Origin of the sequence: Pseudomonas brassicacearum (genome assembly GCF_000585995.1) — a bacterium.
Taxonomy (GTDB): domain Bacteria; phylum Pseudomonadota; class Gammaproteobacteria; order Pseudomonadales; family Pseudomonadaceae; genus Aquipseudomonas; species Aquipseudomonas brassicacearum_A.
Window position 1 is genome coordinate 453176 of the sequence record NZ_CP007410.1, and the last position, 24632, is coordinate 477807.

17 protein-coding genes are annotated in these 24632 nt (G+C 61.5%); 14 read left to right on the top strand and 3 right to left on the bottom strand.

Annotated elements, in window-relative coordinates; translation table 11 throughout:
- Positions 1 to 5 precede the first annotated feature (5 nt).
- Positions 6 to 2225: a primosomal protein N' gene (locus CD58_RS01955; protein WP_025211408.1), complete on the bottom strand. Its 2220-nt coding sequence runs from the start codon at positions 2223 to 2225 to the stop codon at positions 6 to 8.
- Between the two features lie 290 nt (positions 2226 to 2515).
- On the opposite strand from CD58_RS01955, the gene rpmE reads away from it, so the two are divergent.
- The 3 genes from rpmE (at position 2516) to CD58_RS01970 (ending at position 5017) form a co-directional block, all read left to right on the top strand.
- Positions 2516 to 2740 (top strand): 50S ribosomal protein L31, encoded by a 225-nt coding sequence (gene rpmE, locus CD58_RS01960; RefSeq protein ID WP_025211409.1) that lies wholly within the window; start codon positions 2516 to 2518, stop codon positions 2738 to 2740.
- Positions 2741 to 2751: 11 nt separating this feature from the next.
- A complete protein-coding gene (locus tag CD58_RS01965) occupies positions 2752 to 3567 on the top strand; it encodes a thermonuclease family protein (protein ID WP_038436386.1) in 816 nt (271 codons plus the stop codon).
- 181 nt (positions 3568 to 3748) lie between these two features.
- Positions 3749 to 5017 carry a malic enzyme-like NAD(P)-binding protein gene (locus tag CD58_RS01970; RefSeq protein ID WP_025211411.1) on the top strand — a complete coding sequence of 423 codons (1269 nt, stop codon included), beginning with the start codon at positions 3749 to 3751 and terminating at the stop codon, positions 5015 to 5017.
- A gap of 414 nt (positions 5018 to 5431) precedes the next feature.
- Here CD58_RS01970 and CD58_RS29815 read toward each other — a convergent pair whose 3' ends face one another.
- The gene (locus tag CD58_RS29815; protein WP_144238500.1) at positions 5432 to 5743 is read right to left on the bottom strand and encodes a hypothetical protein; all 312 of its coding nucleotides are present in this window, start codon (positions 5741 to 5743) and stop codon (positions 5432 to 5434) included.
- A 282-nt stretch (positions 5744 to 6025) separates the two neighbouring features.
- Complete coding sequence (locus CD58_RS01975; RefSeq protein WP_419178852.1) at positions 6026 to 8470, bottom strand: penicillin-binding protein 1A; 2445 nt, start codon at positions 8468 to 8470, stop codon at positions 6026 to 6028.
- Positions 8471 to 8678: 208 nt separating this feature from the next.
- Between CD58_RS01975 and CD58_RS01980 the strand changes: the two genes are divergently transcribed.
- The 11 genes from CD58_RS01980 (at position 8679) to hemE (ending at position 24521) form a co-directional block, all read left to right on the top strand.
- Entirely contained in the window at positions 8679 to 9743 is a 1065-nt protein-coding gene (locus tag CD58_RS01980; protein ID WP_025211413.1) for a pilus assembly protein PilM, read from the top strand.
- Complete coding sequence (locus CD58_RS01985) at positions 9743 to 10309, top strand: PilN domain-containing protein (RefSeq protein WP_025211414.1); 567 nt, start codon at positions 9743 to 9745, stop codon at positions 10307 to 10309. Before CD58_RS01980 ends, CD58_RS01985 begins: the two co-directional genes overlap by 1 nt.
- A complete protein-coding gene (gene pilO / locus CD58_RS01990) occupies positions 10306 to 10929 on the top strand; it encodes a type 4a pilus biogenesis protein PilO (protein WP_025211415.1) in 624 nt (207 codons plus the stop codon). The genes CD58_RS01985 and pilO overlap by 4 nt, the downstream gene beginning before the upstream one ends.
- On the top strand, positions 10926 to 11471 hold the full coding sequence (locus CD58_RS01995) for a pilus assembly protein PilP (RefSeq protein WP_025211416.1): 546 nt from the start codon (positions 10926 to 10928) through the stop codon (positions 11469 to 11471). The genes pilO and CD58_RS01995 overlap by 4 nt, the downstream gene beginning before the upstream one ends.
- Positions 11468 to 13543, top strand: a complete 2076-nt coding sequence (pilQ, locus tag CD58_RS02000; RefSeq protein WP_025211417.1) for a type IV pilus secretin PilQ — start codon at positions 11468 to 11470, stop codon at positions 13541 to 13543. Before CD58_RS01995 ends, pilQ begins: the two co-directional genes overlap by 4 nt.
- Before the next feature lie 4 nt (positions 13544 to 13547).
- A complete protein-coding gene (aroK, locus tag CD58_RS02005) occupies positions 13548 to 14066 on the top strand; it encodes a shikimate kinase AroK (RefSeq protein ID WP_024779904.1) in 519 nt (172 codons plus the stop codon).
- 181 nt (positions 14067 to 14247) lie between these two features.
- On the top strand, positions 14248 to 15348 hold the full coding sequence (gene aroB, locus CD58_RS02010) for a 3-dehydroquinate synthase (RefSeq protein WP_025211418.1): 1101 nt from the start codon (positions 14248 to 14250) through the stop codon (positions 15346 to 15348).
- A gap of 10 nt (positions 15349 to 15358) precedes the next feature.
- Positions 15359 to 16951, top strand: coding sequence for an AAA family ATPase (locus tag CD58_RS02015; RefSeq protein WP_025211419.1), 1593 nt, complete (start codon positions 15359 to 15361; stop codon positions 16949 to 16951).
- A 350-nt stretch (positions 16952 to 17301) separates the two neighbouring features.
- On the top strand, positions 17302 to 21750 hold the full coding sequence (gltB, locus tag CD58_RS02020; protein ID WP_025211420.1) for a glutamate synthase large subunit: 4449 nt from the start codon (positions 17302 to 17304) through the stop codon (positions 21748 to 21750).
- A gap of 33 nt (positions 21751 to 21783) precedes the next feature.
- A complete protein-coding gene (locus tag CD58_RS02025; RefSeq protein WP_003196992.1) occupies positions 21784 to 23202 on the top strand; it encodes an FAD-dependent oxidoreductase in 1419 nt (472 codons plus the stop codon).
- A gap of 251 nt (positions 23203 to 23453) precedes the next feature.
- Positions 23454 to 24521 carry a uroporphyrinogen decarboxylase gene (hemE, locus tag CD58_RS02030; RefSeq protein ID WP_025211421.1) on the top strand — a complete coding sequence of 356 codons (1068 nt, stop codon included), beginning with the start codon at positions 23454 to 23456 and terminating at the stop codon, positions 24519 to 24521.
- Positions 24522 to 24632: the final 111 nt, after the last annotated feature.

The following is a 24632-nucleotide window of genomic DNA, read 5'->3' on the forward strand; positions in this document are numbered from 1 at the left end:
TCCATTCAATACAAATCCACCGGATCCACATCCAGCGACCAGCGCACCGCTCGCCCACTGGGCATCTGTTCCAGAACCAGCAGCCAGGCGCTCAGCAGTCGATGCAGCGGCGCCCGGGCATTGGCCTGTAATAAAAGCTGTGCCCGATAACGCCCGGCCCGCCGTTCCATCGGAGCCGGTACCGGGCCCAAGAGTTCGATTCCGGTGAGGTTCTGCTGCGCGAGCAAACGTTCGGCCTCGCTGCAGGCCTCGTCGAGGAACGCTTCGGCCTGTCCGGGCTTATGGGCTTCAGCCCGCAGCAGCGCCAGGTGGGCAAATGGCGGCAGGCCGGCGCTGCGACGTTCGCTCAAGGCCTGTTCGGCGAAGGCAAAGTAGCCTTGCTCCGTGAGTTGTATCAGCAGCGGGTGATCCGCCAGGTGCGTCTGGATGATGACTTTGCCCGGTTCCTCGGCTCGTCCGGCCCGGCCCGCGACCTGGACGATCAACTGCGCCATGCGCTCGCTGGCGCGGAAGTCGCCGGAGAACAGTCCGCCGTCGGCGTCCAGGATCGACACCAGCGTGACTCGGGGGAAGTGATGTCCTTTGGCGAGCATCTGCGTGCCTACCAGGATGCACGGCTGGCCTTTTTGAATCGTCGCGAACAACTGGTTCATCGCGTCCTTGCGCGACGTGCTGTCACGATCCACCCGCAGCACCGGATAGTCCGGAAACAGGATGCCCAGCCGCTCTTCAGCGCGTTCGGTGCCTGCGCCGACGGGGCGCAAGTCCACTTTGCCGCACTGCGGACAGTGCCTTGGCACGCGTTCTACGTGGCCGCAATGGTGGCAGCGCAGCTCGCCGTGGCGTTGATGCACGGTCATCCGCGCATCGCAGCGTTCACAGCCGGACATCCAGCCGCAGTCGTGACACAGCAGGGTCGGGGCGAAACCACGGCGGTTGAGGAACACCAGGACCTGTTGCCCGGCAGCCAGGGTCTGGCCGATGGCTTGCTGCATCGGTCCGGAAATACCGCTGTCCAGCGGGCGGCTTTTTACATCCAGGCGCAGGAAGCGCGGTTGCTTGGCGCCGCCGGCCCGCTCGTTCAGGCGCAGCAGGCCGTAACGACCGGTGTAGGCGTTGTGCAGGCTTTCCAGGGACGGCGTCGCCGAACCGAGCACAATGGGAATGTTTTCCTGGCGGGCGCGCACCAGCGCCAGGTCGCGGGCGTGGTAACGCAGGCCTTCCTGCTGTTTATAGGAGCCGTCGTGTTCTTCGTCGATGATGATCAGGCCAGGGTTTTTCATCGGCGTGAACAGGGCCGAGCGGGTGCCGATGATGATATCGGCCTCGCCGTCCCGGGCGGCGAGCCAGGCTTCCAGGCGTTCGCGGTCGTTGACTGCCGAGTGCACCAGGGCGATCCGCGCGTTGAAACGTTGTTCGAAGCGCGCCAGGGTTTGTGGACCGAGGTTGATTTCCGGGATCAGCACCAGGGCTTGCTTGCCGGCCTCCAGCGTCTGGCGGATCAGTTGCAGATAGACTTCGGTCTTGCCACTGCCGGTGACGCCCGCCAGCAGAAACGCGTGATAGCTATCGAGCCCTGCACGAATCGCCTCGCAAGCGGCACGCTGTTCGGCGTTGAGCGGCAGTTCCGGCTGGGCCAGCCAATGTTCATGGCGGGCGCCAGGGGCGTGCCGGCGGACTTCCACCTGGACCAGGTCCTTGGCCAGCAACAGGTCGAGGCTGTCCTTGCTGAGCATCAGTTTGCTCAGCACCTGATGGGCCACACCGTGGGGATGCTGGGCCAAGGTCGCCAAGGCCTCACGCTGGCGCGGGGCCCGGGCAATGCGCGGATCGTCCAGCGAGGCGCCCGGTGTCACCGACCAGAACCGTTCCTGGCGTGCCTCGGCCGGTTCGCCCTGGCGCAGCAGCACCGGCAGCGCCCAGCTCAGGGTGTCGCCGAGACTGTGTTGGTAGTACTGGGAGGTCCATAGGCACAGCTTGAACAGCGATGCAGGCAGCGGTGGCGTGGCATCGAGCAGGGCCAGGGCCGGTTTGAGTTTGTCGACCGGGACCTCGCTGTGGTCGGTGATTTCCACCAGGATCCCGATCATTTCCCGCCGGCCGAACGGCACCCGCAGACGCATGCCCGGCTGCAACTGGGCGCGCAAGACCCCGGCCGGGGCGCGGTAGTCGAACAGGCGGCGCAGGGGCGAAGGCAGGGCGAGGCGCAGAATGGCGTTGGGCACGCGGGGGGATCTCGATAGGCGGACAAGTTCGCAAGGCTGAGCACGATTTTATGTGGGAGCAAGCTTGCTCGCGAAAGCGGCGGCACAGCCAACATCACCGCAACTGACCCACCGCTATCGCGAGCAAGCTCGCTCCCACAGGGATTGTGCTTGAGGGCGCGAGCCTAGCAGACGGTTGGTATAAGCGACAGCTTGCGCGAATGACGATGTCTGGTAGAATCCGCGGCCTAATTACGTGCGGTATTCAACAATAGTGTTGGATGGCGGCACGCTAGCCTGAGGAAAACAGCATGAAAACCGATATCCATCCGGAATACCCAGAAATTGCCGTGACTTGCAGCTGCGGCAACAAGTTCGAAACGCGTTCGACCTACGGCAAAGCCCTGGCGATCGACGTTTGCAACGAATGCCACCCGTTCTACACCGGTAAGCAAAAGACTCTGGATACCGGCGGCCGCGTTCAGAAGTTCGCCGATCGTTTCGGTGCTTTCGGCAAAGCTGCTCCAAAAGCCTGAGGCTGATCATTTTGGATGGTCGTCTCGACTGCTCCAGACTGATAAAGAAGGCGTCCCTTGCGGGCGCCTTTTTTGTGTCTGCGATTTGGCTCACGGGCGCCCAGGCCTTTTGCCCGGCACCCACGGGCCTACCCCAAGTGAAAGTCCAGCGGGTGGTCGACGGCGACACCCTGCGCCTGGCCGATGGTCGCAGCGTGCGCATGATCGGCCTCAACAGCCCTGAGCTGGGACGGCAGGGGCGTTCCGACGAACCCTTCGCTGTTGCGGCTCGCCGGCGGCTCGAAGCGCTGGTGGCCACCGGTGACGGGCGTGTGGGGTTGGTGCTCGGCAAGGAAGGCAAAGACCGCTACGGTCGCACCTTGGCCCATGTCTACAGCGCCGATGGCACGAATCTCGAAGCGAAATTGCTCGCCGAGGGCTTGGGTTTTCACGTGGCGGTGGCGCCGAATGTCGATCTGGCGGACTGCCAGGCTGCCGCCGAACGCCAGGCGCGTGAAGCGGGCCTCGGATTGTGGAAGCGTTCGCCCGTGCTCGATACACGGCAAATCAAGACACCAGGCTTCGCCGTGCTCAGCGGGCGAGTGAGCGAAGTCAGGCGTAATCGTGGTGGCGTTTGGCTCGAGCTTCAGGATTCGGTTGTATTACGCGTTGCACCCAATTTTCTGGGACGTTTTGATAGGGCTGCGCTTGAGCATCTCAAGGGTCGGCAGATTGAAGCGCGTGGCTGGGTGGTCGATCGTTCGCGGCGTGAAGGGCTCAAGCCAGGACAGGCCCGCTGGTTGCTGCCGTTGACCGATCCCGCCATGTTGAGCGTGATCTCTCAATAAAAAATTGTAGACATTTTCTCGCTTGATTGTATGCATGTGGCCCTTGTGTTTCGTGGCTCTTGGCCCAAAGTCGTAGGGCAGGGCGCTTGACAGCAGTGACTGGTCAGTCTTGTGGGGACTTTGCGAGGCGCGTATCCTCGGCGGTCCGTCTGTCCAACACAGTAAAAAGCGGAATGCCCACATGTCTGATCTGAAAACTGCCGCTCTCGAATATCACGCTAATCCTCGTCCAGGGAAGCTGAGTGTCGAGCTCACCAAGGCCACCGCTACTGCTCGCGACTTGTCGCTGGCCTACAGCCCCGGCGTAGCCGAACCAGTGCGCGAAATCGCTCGCGACCCTGAACTGGCCTACAAATACACCGGTAAAGGCAACCTGGTTGCAGTCATTTCCGATGGCACCGCGATTCTCGGCCTGGGTAACCTCGGCCCATTGGCTTCCAAGCCGGTCATGGAAGGCAAGGGTGTGCTGTTCAAGCGCTTCGCCGGTATCGACGTGTTCGACATCGAAGTCGACGCCGAAAGCCCGCAAGCCTTCATCGACACCGTCAAGCGCATCTCCATCACCTTCGGCGGCATCAACCTGGAAGACATCAAGGCGCCTGAGTGCTTCGAGATCGAGCGCGCCCTGATCGAACAGTGCGACATTCCGGTATTCCATGATGACCAGCACGGCACCGCCATCGTCACCGCGGCCGGCATGATCAACGCCCTGGAAATCGCTGGCAAAACCCTGCCTGAAGCCAAGATCGTCTGCCTGGGTGCCGGCGCTGCCGCCATCTCGTGCATGAAGTTGCTGGTGAGCATGGGCGCCAAGATCGAAAACATCTTCATGGTTGACCGTACCGGCGTGATCCACTCCGGCCGTGACGACCTGAACCAGTACAAGGCCGTGTTTGCCCACACAACCGACAAGCGCTCCCTGGCGGACGCCCTGGACGGTGCCGATGTATTCGTCGGCCTGTCGGGTCCGAACCTGCTGAGCCCGGAAAACCTGCTGCGCATGGCGCCGAACCCGATCGTGTTCGCCTGCTCGAACCCGGACCCGGAAATCGCCCCGGAACTGGCTCACGCCACCCGCAACGATGTGATCATGGCCACCGGTCGTTCGGACTACCCGAACCAGGTCAACAACGTACTGGGCTTCCCGTTCATCTTCCGTGGTGCCCTGGACGTTCGCGCCAAGCGCATCAACGAAGAAATGAAAGTCGCGGCCGCCAACGCCCTGCGCGAACTGGCCAAGCTGCCGGTGCCTCAGGAAGTGTGCGACGCCTACGGCGGCATCAAGCTGGAATTCGGTCGTGAGTACATCATTCCGAAACCAATGGACGCCCGCCTGATCACCCTGATCTCCGACGCCGTGGCCAAGGCCGCGATCGAGACGGGCGTGGCCACCCTGCCGTACCCGAAGAACTACCCGCTCAAGAGCGTGGATGACGTGTTCAACGGCTAAACCGTTGTAGCGTTTCAAAAAAAGCCCCGGCTCCTGCGAGCCGGGGCTTTTTTGTGTCACAAATCCCTCTGTGGGAGCGAGCTCGCGAAGACGTCAGCCCAGGCAACCCAAAAACTATGGCGAGCAAGCTTGTTCCCGTAGGCCTATAGGAAGATCGCATCTGCACGCCAAGCACGATGTCACGTGTTCGATGACTGATGGATATGGCTGCTACCAGTATTCTGGAAGGATTACACGGAGTTCTGGAAATGGAGTTTTTTTGTATCTCCCTAAAAGTCTGATCTGGGTTCTGTGCATGAATTGACGAGTCGGTTGAAGTCTATAGCCATAAAAGCCCCATATGCTTTTTGAAAATACAAAACGCCCGATGCGGTGCATTGGGCGTTTTGGAGCTAAGACAGGTATAAACCTATGTCACCCCATATGGACAGTTAACCATCCGGAGACTCTGTCCCAATATGAAATTTCATCTGTTGCAGGGCCAGCGGTGCCGCTTCCGGTATACGTGTCATCAATGTCCCTGGGGCTTTTTATATTGTCGATCCAAACAGTTTTAAGCGTGTCATAATTGGCACTTTTCAGTGTAAGTGTTTTTGCTTCGAAATTTACTCCTTTTAACCAGCCTTGGTCCATGCCCGAAAGTCCCGCGTTAGAATGGGTATAGCTGATACGTAGGTATGTGTCTGGGGGGATGTTTTTGATTCGTGCAACGACTTCGTCATTCATGATCAGATCCTGCGAATGTCTTGATGAGGTTCGATTGTGATTGACGAAATAAGCGACGAGTACTGTCGAGACTGACAGTTTTTTATAATTTTTTAATAGGTTTTTTATAGCGTTTTAAGTTTGGCTCATTAATCGACTCTCCCTTGCCACAAGGGGGGATTGGGGGTCAAGCGTTGGCCTGAGAGACCTGGGGTGAATTGAAGCAAGCTCCCCGCAGCGATAGTGCGGCTCAAAAAAGCCCCACACTTCTTGCGAAGGCGGGGCTTTCAAGATTGTCGCTGATCAGAACAAATCGATCGGCGCCGCTTCGTCCGCCGGCAGCGGGCTGCCTGGCGCAACGCCGTTGCCCAGCTCGTTGACCGATGGCGGGGTGTCTTCGCTCTTGAACAGTTCGAAGTACGCACCCGGGGTGCCTGGGGTGGCCGCACGACCGCTGATTGGGTCGACACGCAGGCTGAGGATGCCTTCCGGTTCCGGCTGGGTGTGAGGTGGCTTGTCCTTGAGGGCGGCGCCCATGTAGGTCATCCAGATCGGCAACGCCACGGTGCCACCGAACTCGCGGCGCCCCAGGCTTTCGGGTTGGTCGAAGCCGGTCCAGACGGTGGTCACGTAATCGGCGTTGTAGCCCGAGAACCAGGCGTCCTTGGATTCGTTGGTGGTGCCGGTCTTGCCTGCCAGGTCGGTTCGGCCCAGGGCCAGGGCGCGGCGGCCGGTGCCGAGCTTGATCACGTCCTCCAGCATGCTGTTGAGAATGTAGGTGGTACGGCCGTCGACAATGCGCTCGGCAATGGCCGGTGCTTGCGGTACCCCAGGGGCCGTCGTGGCTTCGCCCGGTGTCGCATTGACCGTGAAGGTCTCGGTGGACGGTGCGGCGACACCGTCGCTGGCCTGCTCGCCCGTGGGCACGCGTGGTGGGTTGGCGACGAACAGCGTCTCGCCGTTGCGGCTTTCGATCTTGTCGATGATGTACGGGGTGATCTTGTAGCCGCCGTTGGCGAACGTGCTCCAGCCCGTGGCGATTTCCATCGGCGTCAGGGTCGCGGTGCCCAGGGCCAGGGACAGATTGCGCGGCAGGTCCTGCTTGTTGAAGCCGAACTTGCTGATGTAATCGATGGTGCGGTCCACGCCCAGGGCCTGGAGCAGGCGGATCGACACCAGGTTGCGGGACTTGTACAGCGCTTCGCGCAGGCGGATCGGGCCCAGGAAGGTGTTGGTGTCGTTCTTCGGACGCCAGACCTTGTCCAGGTATTCATCGACGAACACGATCGGGGCATCGTTCACCAGGCTGGCGGCGGTGTAGCCGTTGTCCAGGGCGGCGCTGTAGACGAATGGCTTGAAACTCGAACCCGGCTGGCGCTTGGCCTGCAGTGCCCGGTTGTAATTGCTCTGCTCGAAGGCGAAGCCGCCCACCAACGAACGGATCGCTCCGTTCTGGGGATCGAGGGACACCAGCGCGCCTTGGGCGGCGGGGATCTGGCTGAACTTGAGGGTGTTATCCGCCTGGCGCTGTACCCGGATCAGGTCGCCCACCTGGGCTACGTCCGACGGCTGGCGGGGGTTGTTACCCATGCTGTTGGTATTGAGGAACGGGCGGGCCCATTTCATGGTGTCCCAGGCCACGTGTTCTTCCAGCTCGCCGTTGCGGGTCAGGACCTTGATGCCATCCTTGTCCACCGACGTGACAATCGCCGGCTCCAGGCTGCTGATGGTGCGCTGTTTGGTCAGCTCCAGGGCCCAGGCTTCCTTGGTCTTGCCCGGCAGGCGCGATTCAGGGCCGCGATAGCCGTGGCGCTGATCGTAGGTCATCAGGCCCTCGTGCAGGGCGGTGTTGGCCATTTCCTGCAAGTTGCTCGGCACCGTGGTGGTCACGCGGAAACCTTCGGTGTAGGCGTCGCTGCCATAACGCCCGACCATCTCGGCACGGGCCATCTCGGCGATGTACGGGGCGTTCACTTCCGGGGTCGGCACGTGGTAGCTGGCGTTCAACGGTTCATTGATCGCGGCGGTGTAGTCGGCCTCGGTGATCTTGCCGAGCTTGTACATGCGCCCCAGGATCCAGTCGCGACGCTCCTTGCTGCGGGTCGGGTTGGCCAACGGGTTGAAGCGCGACGGTGCCTTGGGCAGGCCGGCGATCATCGCCATCTGCGCCAGGCTCACATCACGGATCGACTTGCCGTAGTAAACCTGCGCCGCCGCCTCGATGCCGTAGGCGCGGTTGCCCAGGTAAATCTTGTTCACGTACAGCTCGAGGATTTCATCCTTGGTCAGCTGTCGCTCGATCTGCAGGGCCAGGAGGATCTCCGTGGTCTTGCGCGAGAAGCTGCGCTCACTGGTCAGGAAGAAGTTCTTGGCCACCTGCATGGTGATGGTGCTGCCACCTGACTGGATGTGGCCGCTCTTGACCAACTGGCTGGCAGCGCGCATCAGGCTGCCCGGATCGACGCCGTAGTGATTGGCGAAGTTGTCGTCTTCAGCACTGAGTAACGCATTGATGAAATTGGGGGGAATGTCGGCGAAACGGATCGGCGTGCGGCGCATTTCGCCAAATTCGGCGATTAGCTTGTTGTCGCTGCTGTACACCCGCAAAGGAATCTGCAACTGAATACTTCTCAGCGCCTCCACGGACGGCAATCCCGGACTAAGGTAAAGAAACGCACCGCTCAGACCCAAGAGCAGTCCGCAGAAAACGGCGACGATGGACCATCCGAAAAATTTCAGCAGACGAATCAAGGCTTTTGGATATCCAGGCAAAGAATGAAAAAGGCGCCAGGTGCAGGGAAGGACCCGTGCGAGCAACAAAGCGAAAAAAAACGCTGGGCATTATAAGCATTTTTTTTCGTCGAAAACGCCATCCGGACGTCCGTCGGGCCGGGGTGATTGAACGCAATGCATATTAGAGAGTCCGTAACTCACGGATAGTCATAGGGAATTGGTAGTGCTACGACTCTTCAATAAAAAAGCCCATACGCTTCTGGGGATAGACATCAGCTCCACCTCGGTGAAGCTGCTTGAGTTGAGCCGCCAGGGTGACCGATACCGCGTCGAGTCCTACGCGGTCGAACCGTTGCCGGCCAACGCCGTGATCGAAAAGAACATCGCCGAGCTCGAAGGGGTGGGCCAGGCATTGTCTCGGGTGCTCGCCAAGGCCAAGACCGCCTCGCGTAGCGTGGCAGTGGCGGTGGCGGGGTCGGCGGTGATCACCAAGATCATCGAGATGGACGCCGGGATGTCCGATGACGACATGGAAAACCAGCTCAAGATCGAGGCCGATCAGTACATTCCTTATCCGCTGGATGAGGTGGCCATCGATTTTGAAGTGCTGGGCGTGTCACCGCGCAGCGCCGAGCGGGTCGAGGTGCTGTTGGCGGCCTGTCGCAAGGAAAACGTCGAGGTTCGCGAGGCTGCGCTGGCGCTGGCCGGGCTGACAGCCCGGGTGGTCGACGTGGAAGCCTACGCGCTGGAGCGCGCCTTTGGTCTGCTCGCCACGCAACTGGCGGCGTCCCAGGAACGGCTGACCGTGGCGGTCATCGACATCGGCGCCACCATGACCACCCTCAGCGTGCTGCACAACGGGCGGATCATCTATACCCGCGAGCAATTGTTCGGCGGCCGCCAGCTCACCGAGGAAATCCAGCGCCGCTATGGCCTGACGCCCGAGCAGGCCGGCCAGGCAAAAAGGCAGGGTGGCCTGCCGGACGATTATCTCAGTGAGGTGCTGCAACCCTTTCGCGAGGCCCTGGTGCAGCAAGTTTCGCGGTCCTTGCAGTTTTTCTTCGCTTCGGGCCAGTACAGCGCGGTGGACCACATTTTGTTGGCCGGAGGCACGGCGTCGGTCGCCGGCCTGGATCGGCTGATCGAGCAACGCCTGGGCACACCGACCCAGGTCGCCAACCCGTTTACCAACATGGCCCTGAGCAGCAAGGTCAATGCCGGTGCCCTGGCCAGTGACGCGCCAGCGCTGATGATTGCCTGCGGGCTGGCCCTCAGGAGTTTCGACTGATGGCGCGGATCAACCTGCTGCCCTGGCGTGAAGAGCTGCGCGAAGAGCGCCGCAAACGCTTTCTGCTGGCATTGGTGGGGGCGCTGGTCGGCGCGGTGGGCCTGACGTTGGTCGCGATCCGGTACGTCGACAGTGCCATCGACCACCAAGTGGCGCGCAACAGTTATCTCTCCGAGCAGATTGCCGTGCTGGACGAGCGCATCAAGCAGATCAGCGAACTGAAAGCCCGTCGCCAGCAACTGCTGGAGCGCATGCGCATCATCCAGGACCTGCAGGGTAACCGGCCGGTCAGCGGGCGTATTTTCGACCAGCTGGCGCGGACCCTGCCGGACGGGGTGTATTTCACCGAAGTGAAGATGGAGGACCGGACTCTCTTCATCAAGGGTGCCGCGGAATCGAACAATCGTGTCTCGGACCTCATGCGCAACCTGGACGCATCTGACCTGTTCGATGCGCCCAGCCTGACGGAGGTCAAGGCCACCACCGCCGGTCAGCTCGATCAGGCCAACGTTTTCCAGTTGACGGTCCGCCAGACCCGCACCGTCGATGGGGAGGACGCCCAATGAAGCCAGGGGAGTGGTTCGACGCGCTGCGCAAGATCGACATCAGTGACCTGGACACCAATAACATCGGTGCCTGGCCGGCCCCCATCAAGTGGCTGGCCGGCGTCCTGCTGGTGGTCCTGGTGCTGGGGCTGGGCTATAACTTTGCCTTGAGCGACCTGGAGAACCAGTTGCAGCAAGTGCGCGAGGAAGAAAACACCCTCAAGGCGCAATTCGCAGGCAAGGCCCACATGGCCGCGAACCTGGAACGGTACACCGAGCAGATGAAGCAGATGGAAACATCCTTCGGTGTGCTGTTGCGCCAACTGCCCAGTGACACCGAGGTTCCGGGCCTGCTGGAAGACATTACCCGCACCGGCCTGGGCAGCGGCCTGGAGTTCGAGGAAATCAAACTGCTGCCGGAAGCTACCCAGCCGTTCTACATCGAGCTGCCGATCCAGATTACCGTGACCGGTGACTACCATGACCTGGCGACGTTCGTCAGCGGTGTGGCCGGGTTGCCTCGGATCGTCACGCTGCACGATTTCGAGATCGCGCCGATGGAGCCTGAGGCCGGCACGAAGCTGCGCATGAGCATCCAGGCCAAGACCTACCGGTACAACGAGCAGGAGGCGCAACCATGAAGCCGGTTTGCCGCATGTGCCTGCTGGCAGGACTGGTCGCGTTGGCCGGCTGCAACAATAACAACGGTTTCGACGACCTGGACGCCTACATGAATGAAGTCCGCCTGCGCCCACCGGGAAAGATCGAGCCTACGCCGACGTTCAAGCCCTCCGAAACCTTCACTTACAGCGCCGCCAACCTGCGCAGCCCATTCTCCCGGCAGGTCCGGGTGGATCAGACCGAGCGGCAGAAGGGCTCGCGCAACGTCCGGCCCGACCCCAACCGGGCTAAGCAGTATCTGGAGGGCTTCAACATCGAGCAGTTTGAAATGGTGGGTACGATCTCCAACGTCAGCGGCTCCTTTGCGCTTCTGCGCGGCGCAGGCGGAGTGCATCGGCTCAAGGTCGGTGACTACCTGGGGCGCAACGACGGGCGAATATTCTCCATCAGCGCCACTCAGGTCGATGTGATCGAAATTGTTCCTGATGGCGAGGGTGCCTGGCTGGAACGACCCCGGACCATTCCTTTGAAAGAGCACTCAATAGTGGAACCTCAACAATGAACAGGTTTTTGTCAGCCTTCGGTATTTCGCTATGGATAGCGCTGTTGTCGCCGATGGTTCACGCGGCCAGTCTGAAGACGCTGGATGTCGCGGCGTTGCCGGGTGACCGCGTCGAGTTGAAGCTCACCTTCGACGGGCCGCCGCCCACGCCCCGGGGCTACACCACCGATCAACCGGCCCGGATCGCACTGGATCTGCCCGGCGTGACCAATCAACTGACCAGCAAGAGCCGCGACCTGGGGGGCGGCAATGCGCGCAGCGCCACAGTGGTCGAGGCGGGCGACCGCACGCGGTTGATCATCGGCCTTAACCAATTGGCGCCGTATAACACCCGGGTCGAGGGTAATAACCTGTTCGTGATGGTTGGCAAGGGCGCCGTAGTGCCCAAGGCCACTGCCCAGGCTGCGCGCCCGGCGGTTGCCAGCGCCGCGCCTGCCAGGGTCAATGCATCGGTGGGCAAGGCTATCCGTGGCGTGGATTTCCAGCGCGGGACCCAGGGTGAAGGCAATGTGGTGATCGATCTGTCGGACCCTTCCATCGCCCCGGACATCCAGGAACGCGAAGGCAAGATCATCCTCAATTTCGCCAGGACCCAGTTGCCCGAACCGCTGCGGGTGCGCCTGGACGTCAAGGACTTCGCCACCCCGGTGCAATTCGTCAATGCCAGTGCGGGTAGCGACCGAGCGACGATCAGCATCGAGCCGAGCGGCACCTTCGATTACTCGACCTACCAGACCGACAACAAGCTGACCGTCAGCGTCCGGCCCATGACCGTCGAGGATCTGCAGAAACGCAATACCGATCGCGCCGCCTACAGCGGTGAAAAACTGTCCCTGAACTTCCAGGACATCGAGGTGCGTTCGGTCCTGCAACTGATCGCCGACTTCACCAACCTGAACCTGGTGGCCAGCGACACCGTGCAGGGTGGCATCACCCTACGCTTGCAGAACGTGCCTTGGGATCAGGCGCTGGACCTCGTGCTGAAGACCAAAGGGTTGGACAAACGCAAGGTTGGCAACGTGCTGCTGGTCGCCCCGGCCGATGAAATTGCCGCGCGCGAGCGCCAGGAGCTGGAGTCCCAGAAGCAGATTGCCGACCTGGCGCCGTTGCGGCGTGAGTTGTTGCAGGTCAACTACGCGAAGGCGGCGGACATCGCCAAGCTGTTCCAGTCGGTGACCAGTGCCGAAGCGAAAGCCGATGAGCGCGGCACGATCACGGTGGATGAGCGAACCAACAACATCATTGCCTACCAGACCCAGGACCGGCTCGACGAGCTGCGCCGGATCGTGGCGCAGCTGGATATTCCAGTGCGCCAGGTGATGATCGAGGCGCGGATCGTCGAGGCCAACGTCGATTACGACAAGAGCCTGGGTGTGCGCTGGGGCGGTTCGATACAAAACAAGGGCAACTGGAACTCCTCGGGGGTGACCAGCGGCACCTCCACGACCATTGGCACGCCGGGCAGCACCAGCACCAACCAGCCGTTCGTCGATCTGGGCGCGTCGGGCAATACTTCCGGGATCGGTATCGCGTTCATTACTGACAACGTCTTGCTGGACCTGGAGCTGACGGCCATGGAGAAAACCGGCAACGGCGAGATCGTCTCCCAGCCCAAGGTCGTGACCTCCGACAAGGAGACGGCAAAGATCCTCAAGGGCACGGAGATTCCTTATCAGGAAGCCAGCTCCAGCGGTGCCACGTCGGTGTCGTTCAAGGAGGCCTCGCTGTCGCTGGAAGTGACCCCGCAGATCACCCCGGACAATCGCATCATCATGGAGGTCAAGGTCACCAAGGATGAGCCGGACTACCTGAACAAAGTGCAGGAAGTGCCACCGATCAAGAAAAACGAAGTCAACGCCAAGGTCCTGGTCAACGATGGCGAGACCATTGTGATTGGCGGGGTTTTCTCAAATACTCAGAGCAAGGTTGTAGATAAGGTGCCATTTCTTGGCGATGTGCCGTATCTTGGCCGCCTTTTCCGGCGTGATGTGGTTTCGGAGACAAAATCCGAGCTGCTGGTGTTCCTCACTCCGCGTATCATGAACAACCAGGCGATTGCTGTGAGTCGTTGATTCTGTGCGAAATTTGATTCTTGTTGGGCCGATGGGCGCTGGAAAAAGCACCATCGGCCGTTTGCTGGCCAAAGAGCTGCGCCTGCCATTCAAAGATTCCGACAAGGAAATTGAATTGCGCACGGGCGCCAATATCCCATGGATTTTCGACAAGGAAGGCGAGCCGGGCTTTCGTGACCGTGAGCAGGCGATGATCGCCGAGCTGTGCGCGTTCGATGGCGTGGTGCTGGCCACTGGCGGCGGCGCGGTCATGCGCGAAGCCAATCGTCGGGCGCTGCATGCCGGCGGACGAGTGGTCTACCTGCACGCCTCCGTCGAACAGCAGGTCGGTCGCACCGCCCGGGATCGCAACCGACCGCTGTTGCGTACCGCCGACCCGGCCAAGACCCTGCGGGACCTGCTGGAGCTGCGTGATCCCCTATACCGGGAGATCGCCGATCTGGTGGTAGAGACCGACGAACGGCCGCCGCGGATGGTGGTGCTGGACATTCTCGAACGCCTGCAGCAACTGCCTCCCCGTTAATGCGCTTCGCGAAATGCGCTATCCTCGACGTCCCGTCGGACCCCGCCTGGGGCGTGGCGGATAGCCATCCAATGGCGTCATGGCAAGCATTCGGGACCTGTGGCGAGGGGATTTATCCCCGTTGGGCTACCTTCGTTAATTACAGGCAGGACGCCTGATTCCATCTTCACTGTGGGGACACATGCAGACACTTAAGGTCGACCTGGGCGAGCGCAGCTACCCGATTCACATTGGCGAAGGTTTGCTGGACCAGCCGGAATTGCTGGCGCCGCATATTGCCGGGCGGCAAGTGGCGATCATCTCCAACGAAACCGTCGCACCTCTGTATCTGGAACGCCTGAGTCGCAGCCTGTCGGCCTTCTCGGTCATTTCCGTGGTGTTGCCCGATGGTGAAGCCTTCAAGAATTGGGAAACCCTGCAGCTTATTTTCGACGGCCTGCTGACCGCGCGGCATGATCGCCGCACCACGGTGGTCGCCTTGGGCGGTGGGGTGATCGGCGACATGGCCGGTTTTGCCGCAGCCTGCTACCAGCGCGGCGTTGACTTCATCCAGATCCCCACCACGCTGCTGTCGCAGGTCGATTCGTCGGTGGGCGGCAAGACCGGGATCAACCATCCGTTGGGCAAGAACATGGTCGGCGCCTTCTACCAGCCCAATGTGGTACTGATCGACACCGCCACCCTCAATACCCTGCCGGCTCGCGAACTGTCTGCCGGGCTGGCGGAAGTCATCAAGTACGGGCTGATCTGCGACGAGCCGTTCCTGGGGTGGCTGGAAGAAAACGTCGACCGCCTGCGGGCGCTTGATCAAGTGGCCCTGACCTACGCCATCGAACGCTCCTGCGCCGCCAAGGCCGCCGTGGTGGGGGCCGATGAGCGTGAATCGGGCGTGCGTGCCACGCTCAACCTGGGCCACACCTTTGGCCATGCCATCGAAACCCACATGGGCTATGGTGTCTGGCTGCATGGCGAGGCCGTTGCGGCCGGTACGGTCATGGCCCTGGAGATGTCTGCACGCCTGGGCTGGATCAGCGAACAGGAGCGCGATCGCGGTATTCGGCTGTTCCAGCGCGCCGGGCTGCCGGTGGTTCCGCCTGAAGAAATGACCGAGGCGGATTTTCTTGAACACATGGCAATCGACAAAAAAGTGATCGACGGTCGTCTGCGTCTGGTGCTGCTGCGCCACATGGGCGAAGCGGTGGTGACCGACGATTATCCGAAAGAAGTTCTACAGGCCACGCTGGGAGCGGACTACCGCGCCCTGGCTCAGCTTAAAGGTTAATAAGATTCCGATGACTAGTTTGCATGCCGACGAGGCTTTCCTCGGCCATTTCCAGTTGAGTCATGACCCTTTCGCTCCGCGGGTCCCAGGCTTCAAATTCTTCCCTGCCCAGCGCAAACCCGTGCTGGGCCAGTTGCATCACCTGGCCCGCTACAGTCAGTTGCTACTGGTGGTCACCGGTCCTCAAGGCAGCGGCAAGACCTTGCTGCGCCAGGCCCTGGTGGCCAGCACCAACAAACAGTCGGTGCAAAGCGTGGTGGTATCGGCCCGCGGTGCCGGCGATGCCGCCGGTGTACTGCGTCAGGTGGCCCAGGCGCTGAATGTCGCCCAGGCCGAAATCGGTGCGATTCTCGATCAGATCGTGCAACTGGCACTGACCGGGCAGGAAGTCTATTTGCTCGTGGACGATGCCGAGCAACTCGACGAGTCGGCCTTGGAAGCCTTGCTGGCCTTGGCTGCCGGAGCGCCGGAAGGTCGCCCCCATGTGTTCCTCTTCGGCGAGTCGTCGCTGATTGCCGATCTGGATCAGTTGAGCCTTGAGGAAGAGCGCTTCCACGTCATCGAGCTGGCGCCCTATACCGAAGAGGAAACCCGTGAATACCTGGCCCAGCGTCTTGAGGGCGCAGGACAGGGTATCGAACTTTTTACCGCCGATCAGATCTCTGAGATTCACGAAAGCTCCGACGGCTGGCCTGGGAACATCAACCAGGTTGCCCGCGATGCTCTGATCGAAGTCATGATTGCCAGCCGCTCAGCGGTGAAGCGTCCAAGTATGGGGTTCAACATGCCGAAGAAACACGTATTGGCGATTTCCGCCGTGGTCGTGGTTGCTGTCGCCGCCGCCTGGCTGATGCCGGGTCGCAACAAGGCACCCACCACGGGCGCACCTGCCAACGAACAGGCGCAATTGCCCCTGGGTCAGGGCACGCCGCAACCCAATGGTGGTGCGCCGGCCGTGGAATTTGCCGGTAACAACACCCAGCCGATGCCGCTGCCGCTGGTCGGCCAGTCCCAGCCGGTCATGCGCGGTCCCTTGGCCGAGGCCGCGGGTGGCATCACCGAAGGCGACGACGGTGCAGCGCCACCGATCGACGACAGCAGCGACACGCCACCGACCGTGACCACCACTTCCCCGCCTACGGGTGTGCCGGCCGGTCCGGCACCGACGCCTGCTCCGGCTGGCAAACCGACTCCGGCTCCGGCGCCTACGCAGCTGGCTACCGCCAAGCCTGCCCCGGCTCCAGCGCCGACGACAAAACCTGCGCCAGCACCAGCGCCAACAGCGGCCAAGCCGGCCGCCCCGGCCAAAGCCACGGGCGGTAACTGGTATGCCGGCCAGGCGCCTGGCAACTATGTGGTGCAAATCCTCGGCACCAGCTCCGAAGCCGCTGCGCAGAGCTTCGTCAAGGAGCAGGGTGGCGAGTACCGTTACTTCAAGAAAGTGCTCAACGGCAAGCCGTTGTATGTCATCACCTACGGCAGCTTCGCCAATCGTGATGCAGCTGTTTCCGCCATCAAGGCCTTGCCAGCGAAGGTTCAGGCTGGTAAACCTTGGCCTCGCACTGTCGCCAGCGTCCAACAGGAACTGGCAGCAACTCGCTGAAGATTCGGCGGCCTTACCCAGGCCGCCTCTCCCAGCAACCTCAAAATTTCCGCAAGGGCGAGCGACCTTTCAGGCCGCGCGCCTTGTGGTGTCTGCGTCACGGTAGCGTTTGAGTCGTAGCGGTCGAACCCAAAAAAGTTTTGACTAGCACAGCATATAGCTTTAAACCTTTCACAAATGCGACATGGATTTACGACAGTTCGTCGTCAAATTTGTGAGCCTCTGTGTCGGTGTGTACAATGACCTCCCTTTTGCCCCCGCAAAGCTGGCGTACGTTCGGCGCGGCATGCAACTGGTTGAATTGAAAAGAAATTTGCCTCGATTAGAGGCAGCCTGGTGAGAAAGTGTCTATGAAAGCAGGTCTGTACCAACCAGATGAATTCAAGGATAACTGCGGTTTCGGCCTGATAGCCCATATGCAGGGCGAGCCCAGTCATACCCTTTTGCAAACGGCCATTGAGGCCCTGACCTGCATGACCCACCGTGGTGGGATCAACGCCGACGGCAAGACCGGTGACGGTTGTGGCTTGCTGATTCAAAAGCCCGACGAGTTCCTGCGTGCCGTTGCCCAGGAAACGTTTGGCGTGACCCTGCCCAAGCAGTACGCCGTGGGCATGGTGTTTTTCAACCAGGATCCGGTGAAGGCTGAGGCGGCTCGCGAAAACATGAATCGCGAGATCCTGGCCGCCGGCCTGCAGCTGGTCGGCTGGCGCAAAGTGCCGATCGACACCAGCGTCCTCGGTCGCCTGGCGCTCGAGCGCCTGCCGCAGATCGAACAGGTGTTCATTGCCGGCGACGGCCTGAGCGACCAGGACATGTCGATCAAGCTGTTCAGTTCCCGTCGTCGTTCGTCCGTGGCCAATGCCGCCGACACCGATCACTACATCTGCAGCTTTTCCCACAAGACCATCATTTATAAAGGCCTGATGATGCCGGCGGACCTCACCGCCTTCTATCCGGACCTGAGCGACGTGCGCCTGAAAACCGCGATCTGCGTGTTCCACCAGCGCTTCTCCACCAACACCTTGCCGAAATGGCCGCTGGCCCAGCCATTCCGCTTCCTCGCCCACAACGGCGAGATCAACACCATCACCGGCAACCGCAACTGGGCCGTGGCCCGTCGCACCAAGTTCGCCAACGACCTGATGCCCGATCTCGAAGAACTCGGCCCGCTGGTCAACCGCGTGGGCTCGGACTCCTCGAGCATGGACAACATGCTGGAACTGATGGTGACCGGTGGTATCGACCTGTTCCGTGGCGTGCGCATGCTGGTGCCGCCGGCGTGGCAGAACGTCGAGACCATGGACCCGGACCTGCGGGCCTTCTACGAATACAACTCCATGCACATGGAGCCGTGGGACGGCCCGGCCGGTATCGTCATGACCGACGGTCGCTACGCCGTGTGCCTGCTGGACCGTAACGGTCTGCGTCCGGCGCGTTGGGTCACCACCACCAACGGTTTCATCACCCTGGCTTCGGAAATCGGCGTCTGGAACTACCAGCCTGAAGACGTCATCGCCAAGGGTCGCGTAGGCCCGGGCCAGATCTTTGCCGTGGACACCGAAACCGGCCAGATCCTCGACACCGACGCCATCGACAACCGTCTCAAGTCCCGTCATCCGTACAAGCAATGGCTGCGCAAGAATGCCCTGCGCATCCAGGCGACCATGGAAGATAACGACCACGGTTCGGCGTTCTACGACGTCGACCAGCTCAAGCAGTACATGAAGATGTACCAGGTGACGTTCGAGGAGCGTGACCAGGTCCTGCGTCCGCTGGGCGAGCAGGGCTACGAAGCGGTCGGCTCCATGGGCGACGACACACCGATGGCCGTGCTGTCGCAGCGCGTGCGCACGCCGTACGACTACTTCCGCCAGCAATTCGCCCAGGTGACCAACCCACCGATCGACCCGCTGCGTGAAGCGATCGTGATGTCCCTGGAAATCTGCCTGGGCGCCGAGCGCAACATTTTCCAGGAGTCGCCGGAGCACGCCTCGCGGGTGATCCTCAGTTCGCCGGTCATTTCCCCGGCCAAGTGGCGCTCGCTGACCAACCTCGACCGCCCAGGCTTCGCGCGCCAGGTCATCGACCTGAACTACGACGAAAGCGTCGGCCTGGAAGCGGCGATCCGCAACGTCGCCGATCAGGCTGAAGAAGCCGCGCGCGCCGGGCGTACCCAGATCGTGCTGACCGACCGCCACATCGCGCCGGGCAAGCTGCCGATCCACGCCTCGCTGGCCACCGGTGCGGTGCACCATCGCCTGACCGAAAAAGGCCTGCGCTGCGATTCCAACATCCTGGTGGAAACCGCCACTGCCCGCGATCCGCACCACTTCGCGGTGTTGATCGGTTTCGGTGCCTCGGCGGTGTATCCGTTCCTGGCCTACGAAGTACTGGGTGACCTGATCCGTACCGGTGAAGTGCTGGGCGACCTCTATGAGGTGTTCAAGAACTATCGCAAGGGCATCACCAAGGGCTTGCTCAAGATCCTGTCGAAGATGGGTATCTCGACTATCGCGTCGTACCGTGGCGCGCAACTGTTCGAGGCCATTGGCCTGTCCGAAGAAGTCTGCGAGCTGAGCTTCCGTGGCGTGCCGAGCCGCATCAAGGGTGCGCGTTTCGTCGACATCGAGGCCGAGCAGAAGGCACTGGCCGCCGAAGCCTGGAGCCCGCGCAAGCCGATCCAGCAGGGTGGCCTGCTGAAGTTCGTCCACGGCGGCGAATACCACGCCTACAACCCGGATGTGGTCAACACCTTGCAGGCGGCCGTGCAGCAGGGCGACTACAGCAAGTTCAAGGAATACACCTCGCTGGTGGACAACCGTCCGGTGTCGATGATCCGCGACCTGCTCAAGGTCAAGACCCTGGACACGCCGCTGGACATCAACGATGTGGAGCCGCTGGAATCGGTGCTCAAGCGCTTCGATTCGGCCGGTATTTCCCTCGGTGCCTTGTCCCCGGAAGCCCACGAAGCCCTGGCCGAAGCCATGAACCGCCTCGGCGCGCGTTCCAACTCCGGTGAAGGCGGCGAAGACCCGGCGCGCTACGGCACCATCAAGAGTTCGAAAATCAAGCAGGTGGCCACCGGTCGCTTCGGTGTGACGCCGGAATACCTGGTCAACGCTGAAGTGCTGCAGATCAAGGTCGCCCAAGGTGCCAAGCCCGGTGAAGGCGGCCAGTTGCCCGGTGGCAAGGTCAACGGCCTGATCGCCAAGCTGCGTTATGCGGTGCCCGGCGTGACCCTGATCTCGCCGCCGCCGCACCACGACATCTACTCGATCGAAGACTTGTCGCAACTGATCTTCGACCTCAAGCAGGTGAACCCCAAGGCGCTGGTCTCGGTGAAGCTGGTGGCGGAAGCCGGCGTCGGCACCATCGCGGCCGGCGTGGCCAAGGCCTATGCCGACCTGATCACCATCTCCGGCTACGACGGCGGCACCGGCGCATCGCCGCTGACCTCGATCAAGTACGCCGGCGCGCCGTGGGAACTGGGCCTGGCCGAAACCCACCAGACCCTGCGCGGCAACGACTTGCGCGGCAAGGTCCGGGTGCAGACCGACGGTGGCTTGAAAACCGGCCTGGACGTGATCAAGGCGGCCATCCTCGGCGCCGAGAGCTTCGGCTTCGGCACCGCGCCGATGATCGCCCTGGGCTGCAAATACCTGCGCATCTGCCACCTGAACAACTGCGCCACCGGCGTGGCGACCCAGAACGAGAAGCTGCGCAAGGACCACTACATCGGTACCGTCGACATGGTGGTGAATTTCTTCACCTACGTGGCCGAGGAGACCCGTGAGTGGCTGGCGAAGCTGGGCGTTCGTTCGCTCGAAGAGCTGATCGGCCGTACCGACCTGCTGGAAGTGCTCGAAGGCCAGACCGCCAAGCAGCAGCATCTGGACCTGACCCCGTTGCTGGGCAGCGATCACATTCCGGCCGACAAGCCACAGTTCTGCCAGGTAGAGCGCAACCCGCCGTTCGACAAGGGTGAGCTGGCCGAGAAGATGGTCGACATGGCCGCTTCGGCGATCAATGACCTGAGCGGTGCCGAATTCGACCTGGATATCTGCAACTGCGACCGTTCCATCGGCGCACGGATCTCCGGCGAAATCGCGCGCAAGCACGGCAACCAGGGCATGGCCAAGGCGCCGGTCACCTTCCGTTTCAAGGGCACCGCAGGCCAGAGCTTCGGCGTCTGGAACGCCGGCGGCCTGAACATGTACCTGGAAGGCGACGCCAACGACTACGTGGGCAAGGGCATGACCGGTGGCAAACTGGTCATCGTTCCGCCCAAGGGCAGCGTCTACAAGACCCAGGACAGTGCCATCATCGGCAACACCTGCCTCTACGGCGCCACGGGCGGCAAGCTGTTCGCCGCCGGCACCGCGGGCGAGCGTTTCGCCGTGCGTAACTCCGGGGCCCACACTGTAGTGGAAGGCACCGGTGATCACTGCTGCGAGTACATGACCGGTGGTTTCGTCTGTGTCTTGGGCAAGACCGGTTATAACTTCGGCTCTGGCATGACCGGCGGTTTCGCCTACGTGCTCGACCAGGACAACACCTTCGTTGACCGGGTCAACCACGAACTGGTGGAAATCCAACGGATCAGCGGTGAGGCGATGGAAGCCTACCGCAGCCACCTGCAACGCGTGCTGGACGAATACGTCGAGGAAACCAACAGCGAGTGGGGTCGTAACCTCGCCGAAAACCTCGATGACTACCTGCGTCGTTTCTGGCTGGTCAAGCCGAAGGCTGCCAACCTGAAATCGTTGCTTTCCAGCACTCGTGCCAACCCGCAGTGATATGCGCCTGAAGAGTTTGATGAGGTTTTAACAATGGCTGAACGTCTGAATAACGACTTCCAGTTCATCGATGTCGGGCGCAAGGATCCGAAGAAGAAACTGTTGCGTCAACGCAAGAAAGAGTTCGTGGAAATCTACGAGCCTTTCAAACCCCAGCAGTCGGCCGACCAGGCCCACCGCTGCCTGGGGTGCGGTAACCCGTATTGCGAATGGAAGTGCCCGGTGCACAACTTCATTCCCAACTGGCTGAAACTGGTGGCCGAGGGCAACATCCTCCAGGCCGCCGAATTGTCCCACCAGACCAACACCCTGCCGGAAGTCTGCGGTCGGGTGTGCCCGCAGGATCGCCTCTGCGAAGGTGCGTGCACCCTCAACGACGGTTTTGGCGCGGTGACCATCGGTTCGGTGGAGAAGTACATCACCGACACCGCGTTCGCCATGGGCTGGCGCCCGGACATGTCCAAGGTCAAGCCGACCGGCAAGCGCGTGGCGATCATCGGTGCCGGCCCGGCGGGCCTGGGCTGTGCCGACGTGCTGGTGCGCGGCGGCGTGACCCCGGTGGTGTTCGACAAGAACCCGGAAATCGGCGGCCTGCTGACGTTCGGCATCCCCGAGTTCAAGCTGGAAAAGACCGTGCTGAGCAATCGTCGCGAAGTCTTCACTGGCATGGGCATCGAGTTCCGCCTGAACACTGAAGTGGGCAAGGACGTGACCATGGAGCAACTGCTCGAAGAGTACGATGCGGTCTTCATGGGCATGGGCACCTACACCTACATGAAAGGTGGCTTTGCCGGTGAGGACCTGCCGGGCGTCTACGATGCCCTGGACTTCCTGATCGCCAACGTCAACCGCAACCTGGGCTTTGAAAAGTCGCCGGAAGATTTCGTCGACATGAAAGGCAAGAAGGTCGTGGTGCTCGGCGGCGGCGACACGGCGATGGACTGCAACCGCACCTCGATCCGCCAGGGCGCCAAGTCGGTGACCTGCGCCTACCGTCGTGACGAAGCCAACATGCCCGGCTCGCGCAAAGAGGTGAAGAACGCCAAGGAAGAAGGCGTGAAATTCCTCTACAACCGCCAGCCGATCGCCATTGTCGGTGAAGACAAGGTCGAAGGCGTGAAGGTGGTCGAGACCCGTCTCGGCGAGCCGGACGCCCGTGGCCGTCGCAGCCCCGAGCCGATCCCCGGTTCCGAAGAGATCATCCCGGCCGACGCCGTGGTCATCGCCTTCGGCTTCCGCCCAAGCCCGGCGCCGTGGTTCGAGCAGTTCAGCATCCAGACCGACAGCCAGGGCCGCGTCGTGGCCCCGGAACAAGGCCAGTACAAGCACCAGACCAGCAACCCGAAGATCTTCGCCGGTGGCGACATGGTCCGTGGTTCCGACCTGGTGGTGACGGCGATCTTCGAAGGCCGCAATGCGGCGGAAGGGATTCTGGATTACCTGCAAGTCTGACTCGGTCCCGAGCTGAAATGCAGTAAAAATGTGGGAGCGGGCTTGCTCGCGAAAGCGGTAGATCAGGTGATAAATATGTCGCCTGACACACCGCTTTCGCGAGCAAGCCCGCTCCCACAGTCGTTTTGTAGTGTCAGGGAGATTGTGCTGCACCGCGACAAATTGCCCCGATAGATAAAAGGCACGGCTCTTGCCGTGCCTTTTGCCTCGCGCTCTGAGAAAATGCCCGCACTTTTTTTCCGGATGCCGACATGACTGCCCTGAAGAACGACCGTTTCCTTCGCGCCCTGCTCAAGCAACCCGTAGACGTCACCCCCGTGTGGATGATGCGTCAGGCCGGTCGCTACCTGCCGGAGTACCGCGCCAGTCGCGCCAAGGCCGGTGACTTCATGAGCCTGTGCATGAACCCCCAGTTCGCCTGCGAAGTCACGATGCAGCCGCTGGACCGTTATCCGCAGTTGGACGCGGCGATCCTGTTCTCCGACATCCTCACCATTCCCGACGCCATGGGGCAGGGCTTGTACTTCGAGACCGGCGAAGGTCCGCGCTTCAAGAAAGTCGTCAGCACCCTGGCCGACATCGAGGCCCTGCCGATTCCCGATCCGCAAAAGGACCTGGGCTACGTCATGGACGCGGTCAGTACCATTCGCCGTGAACTCAATGGTCGCGTGCCGCTGATCGGTTTCTCCGGCAGCCCGTGGACCCTGGCCACCTACATGGTCGAAGGCGGTTCGTCGAAAGACTTCCGCAAGACCAAGGCGATGCTCTACGACAATCCGCAAGCCATGCACCTGTTGCTGGACAAGCTGGCACAGTCGGTGACGTCCTACCTCAACGGTCAGATCCTCGCCGGCGCGCAAGCGGTACAGATCTTCGACACCTGGGGCGGAAACCTATCGGCGGCGGCGTATCAGGAGTTCTCCCTGGCCTATATGCGCAAGATCGTCAGCGGCCTGATCCGCGAGCACGAAGGTCGTAAAGTGCCGGTGATCCTGTTCACCAAGAACGGCGGCCTGTGGCTGGAAAGCATCGCTGATGTGGGCGCCGACGCCCTGGGCCTGGACTGGACCTGCGACATCGGCAACGCCCGCGAGCGCGTCGGTCATAAAGTCGCCTTGCAAGGCAACATGGACCCGACCGTGCTTTACGCCAAGCCTGAGGCCATCCGTGCTGAAGTCGGGCGCATCCTCGCCAGCTACGGCAGCGGCAGTGGCCATGTGTTCAACCTCGGCCATGGCATCACCCCGGAAGTCGACCCAGAACACGCCGGGGCCTTCCTGCGCGCGGTGCATGAGTTGTCGGCGCAATATCACCTCTGATTACCGTGTGATTACCCAGCCTGTCCTGCCCTGTGCCGGACAGGCTTTTTATTGCCTGTCGTTTATCTCCGCCACGTAAACCGGTCAGTTGTTTAGTCGGGTGTAGCTGTT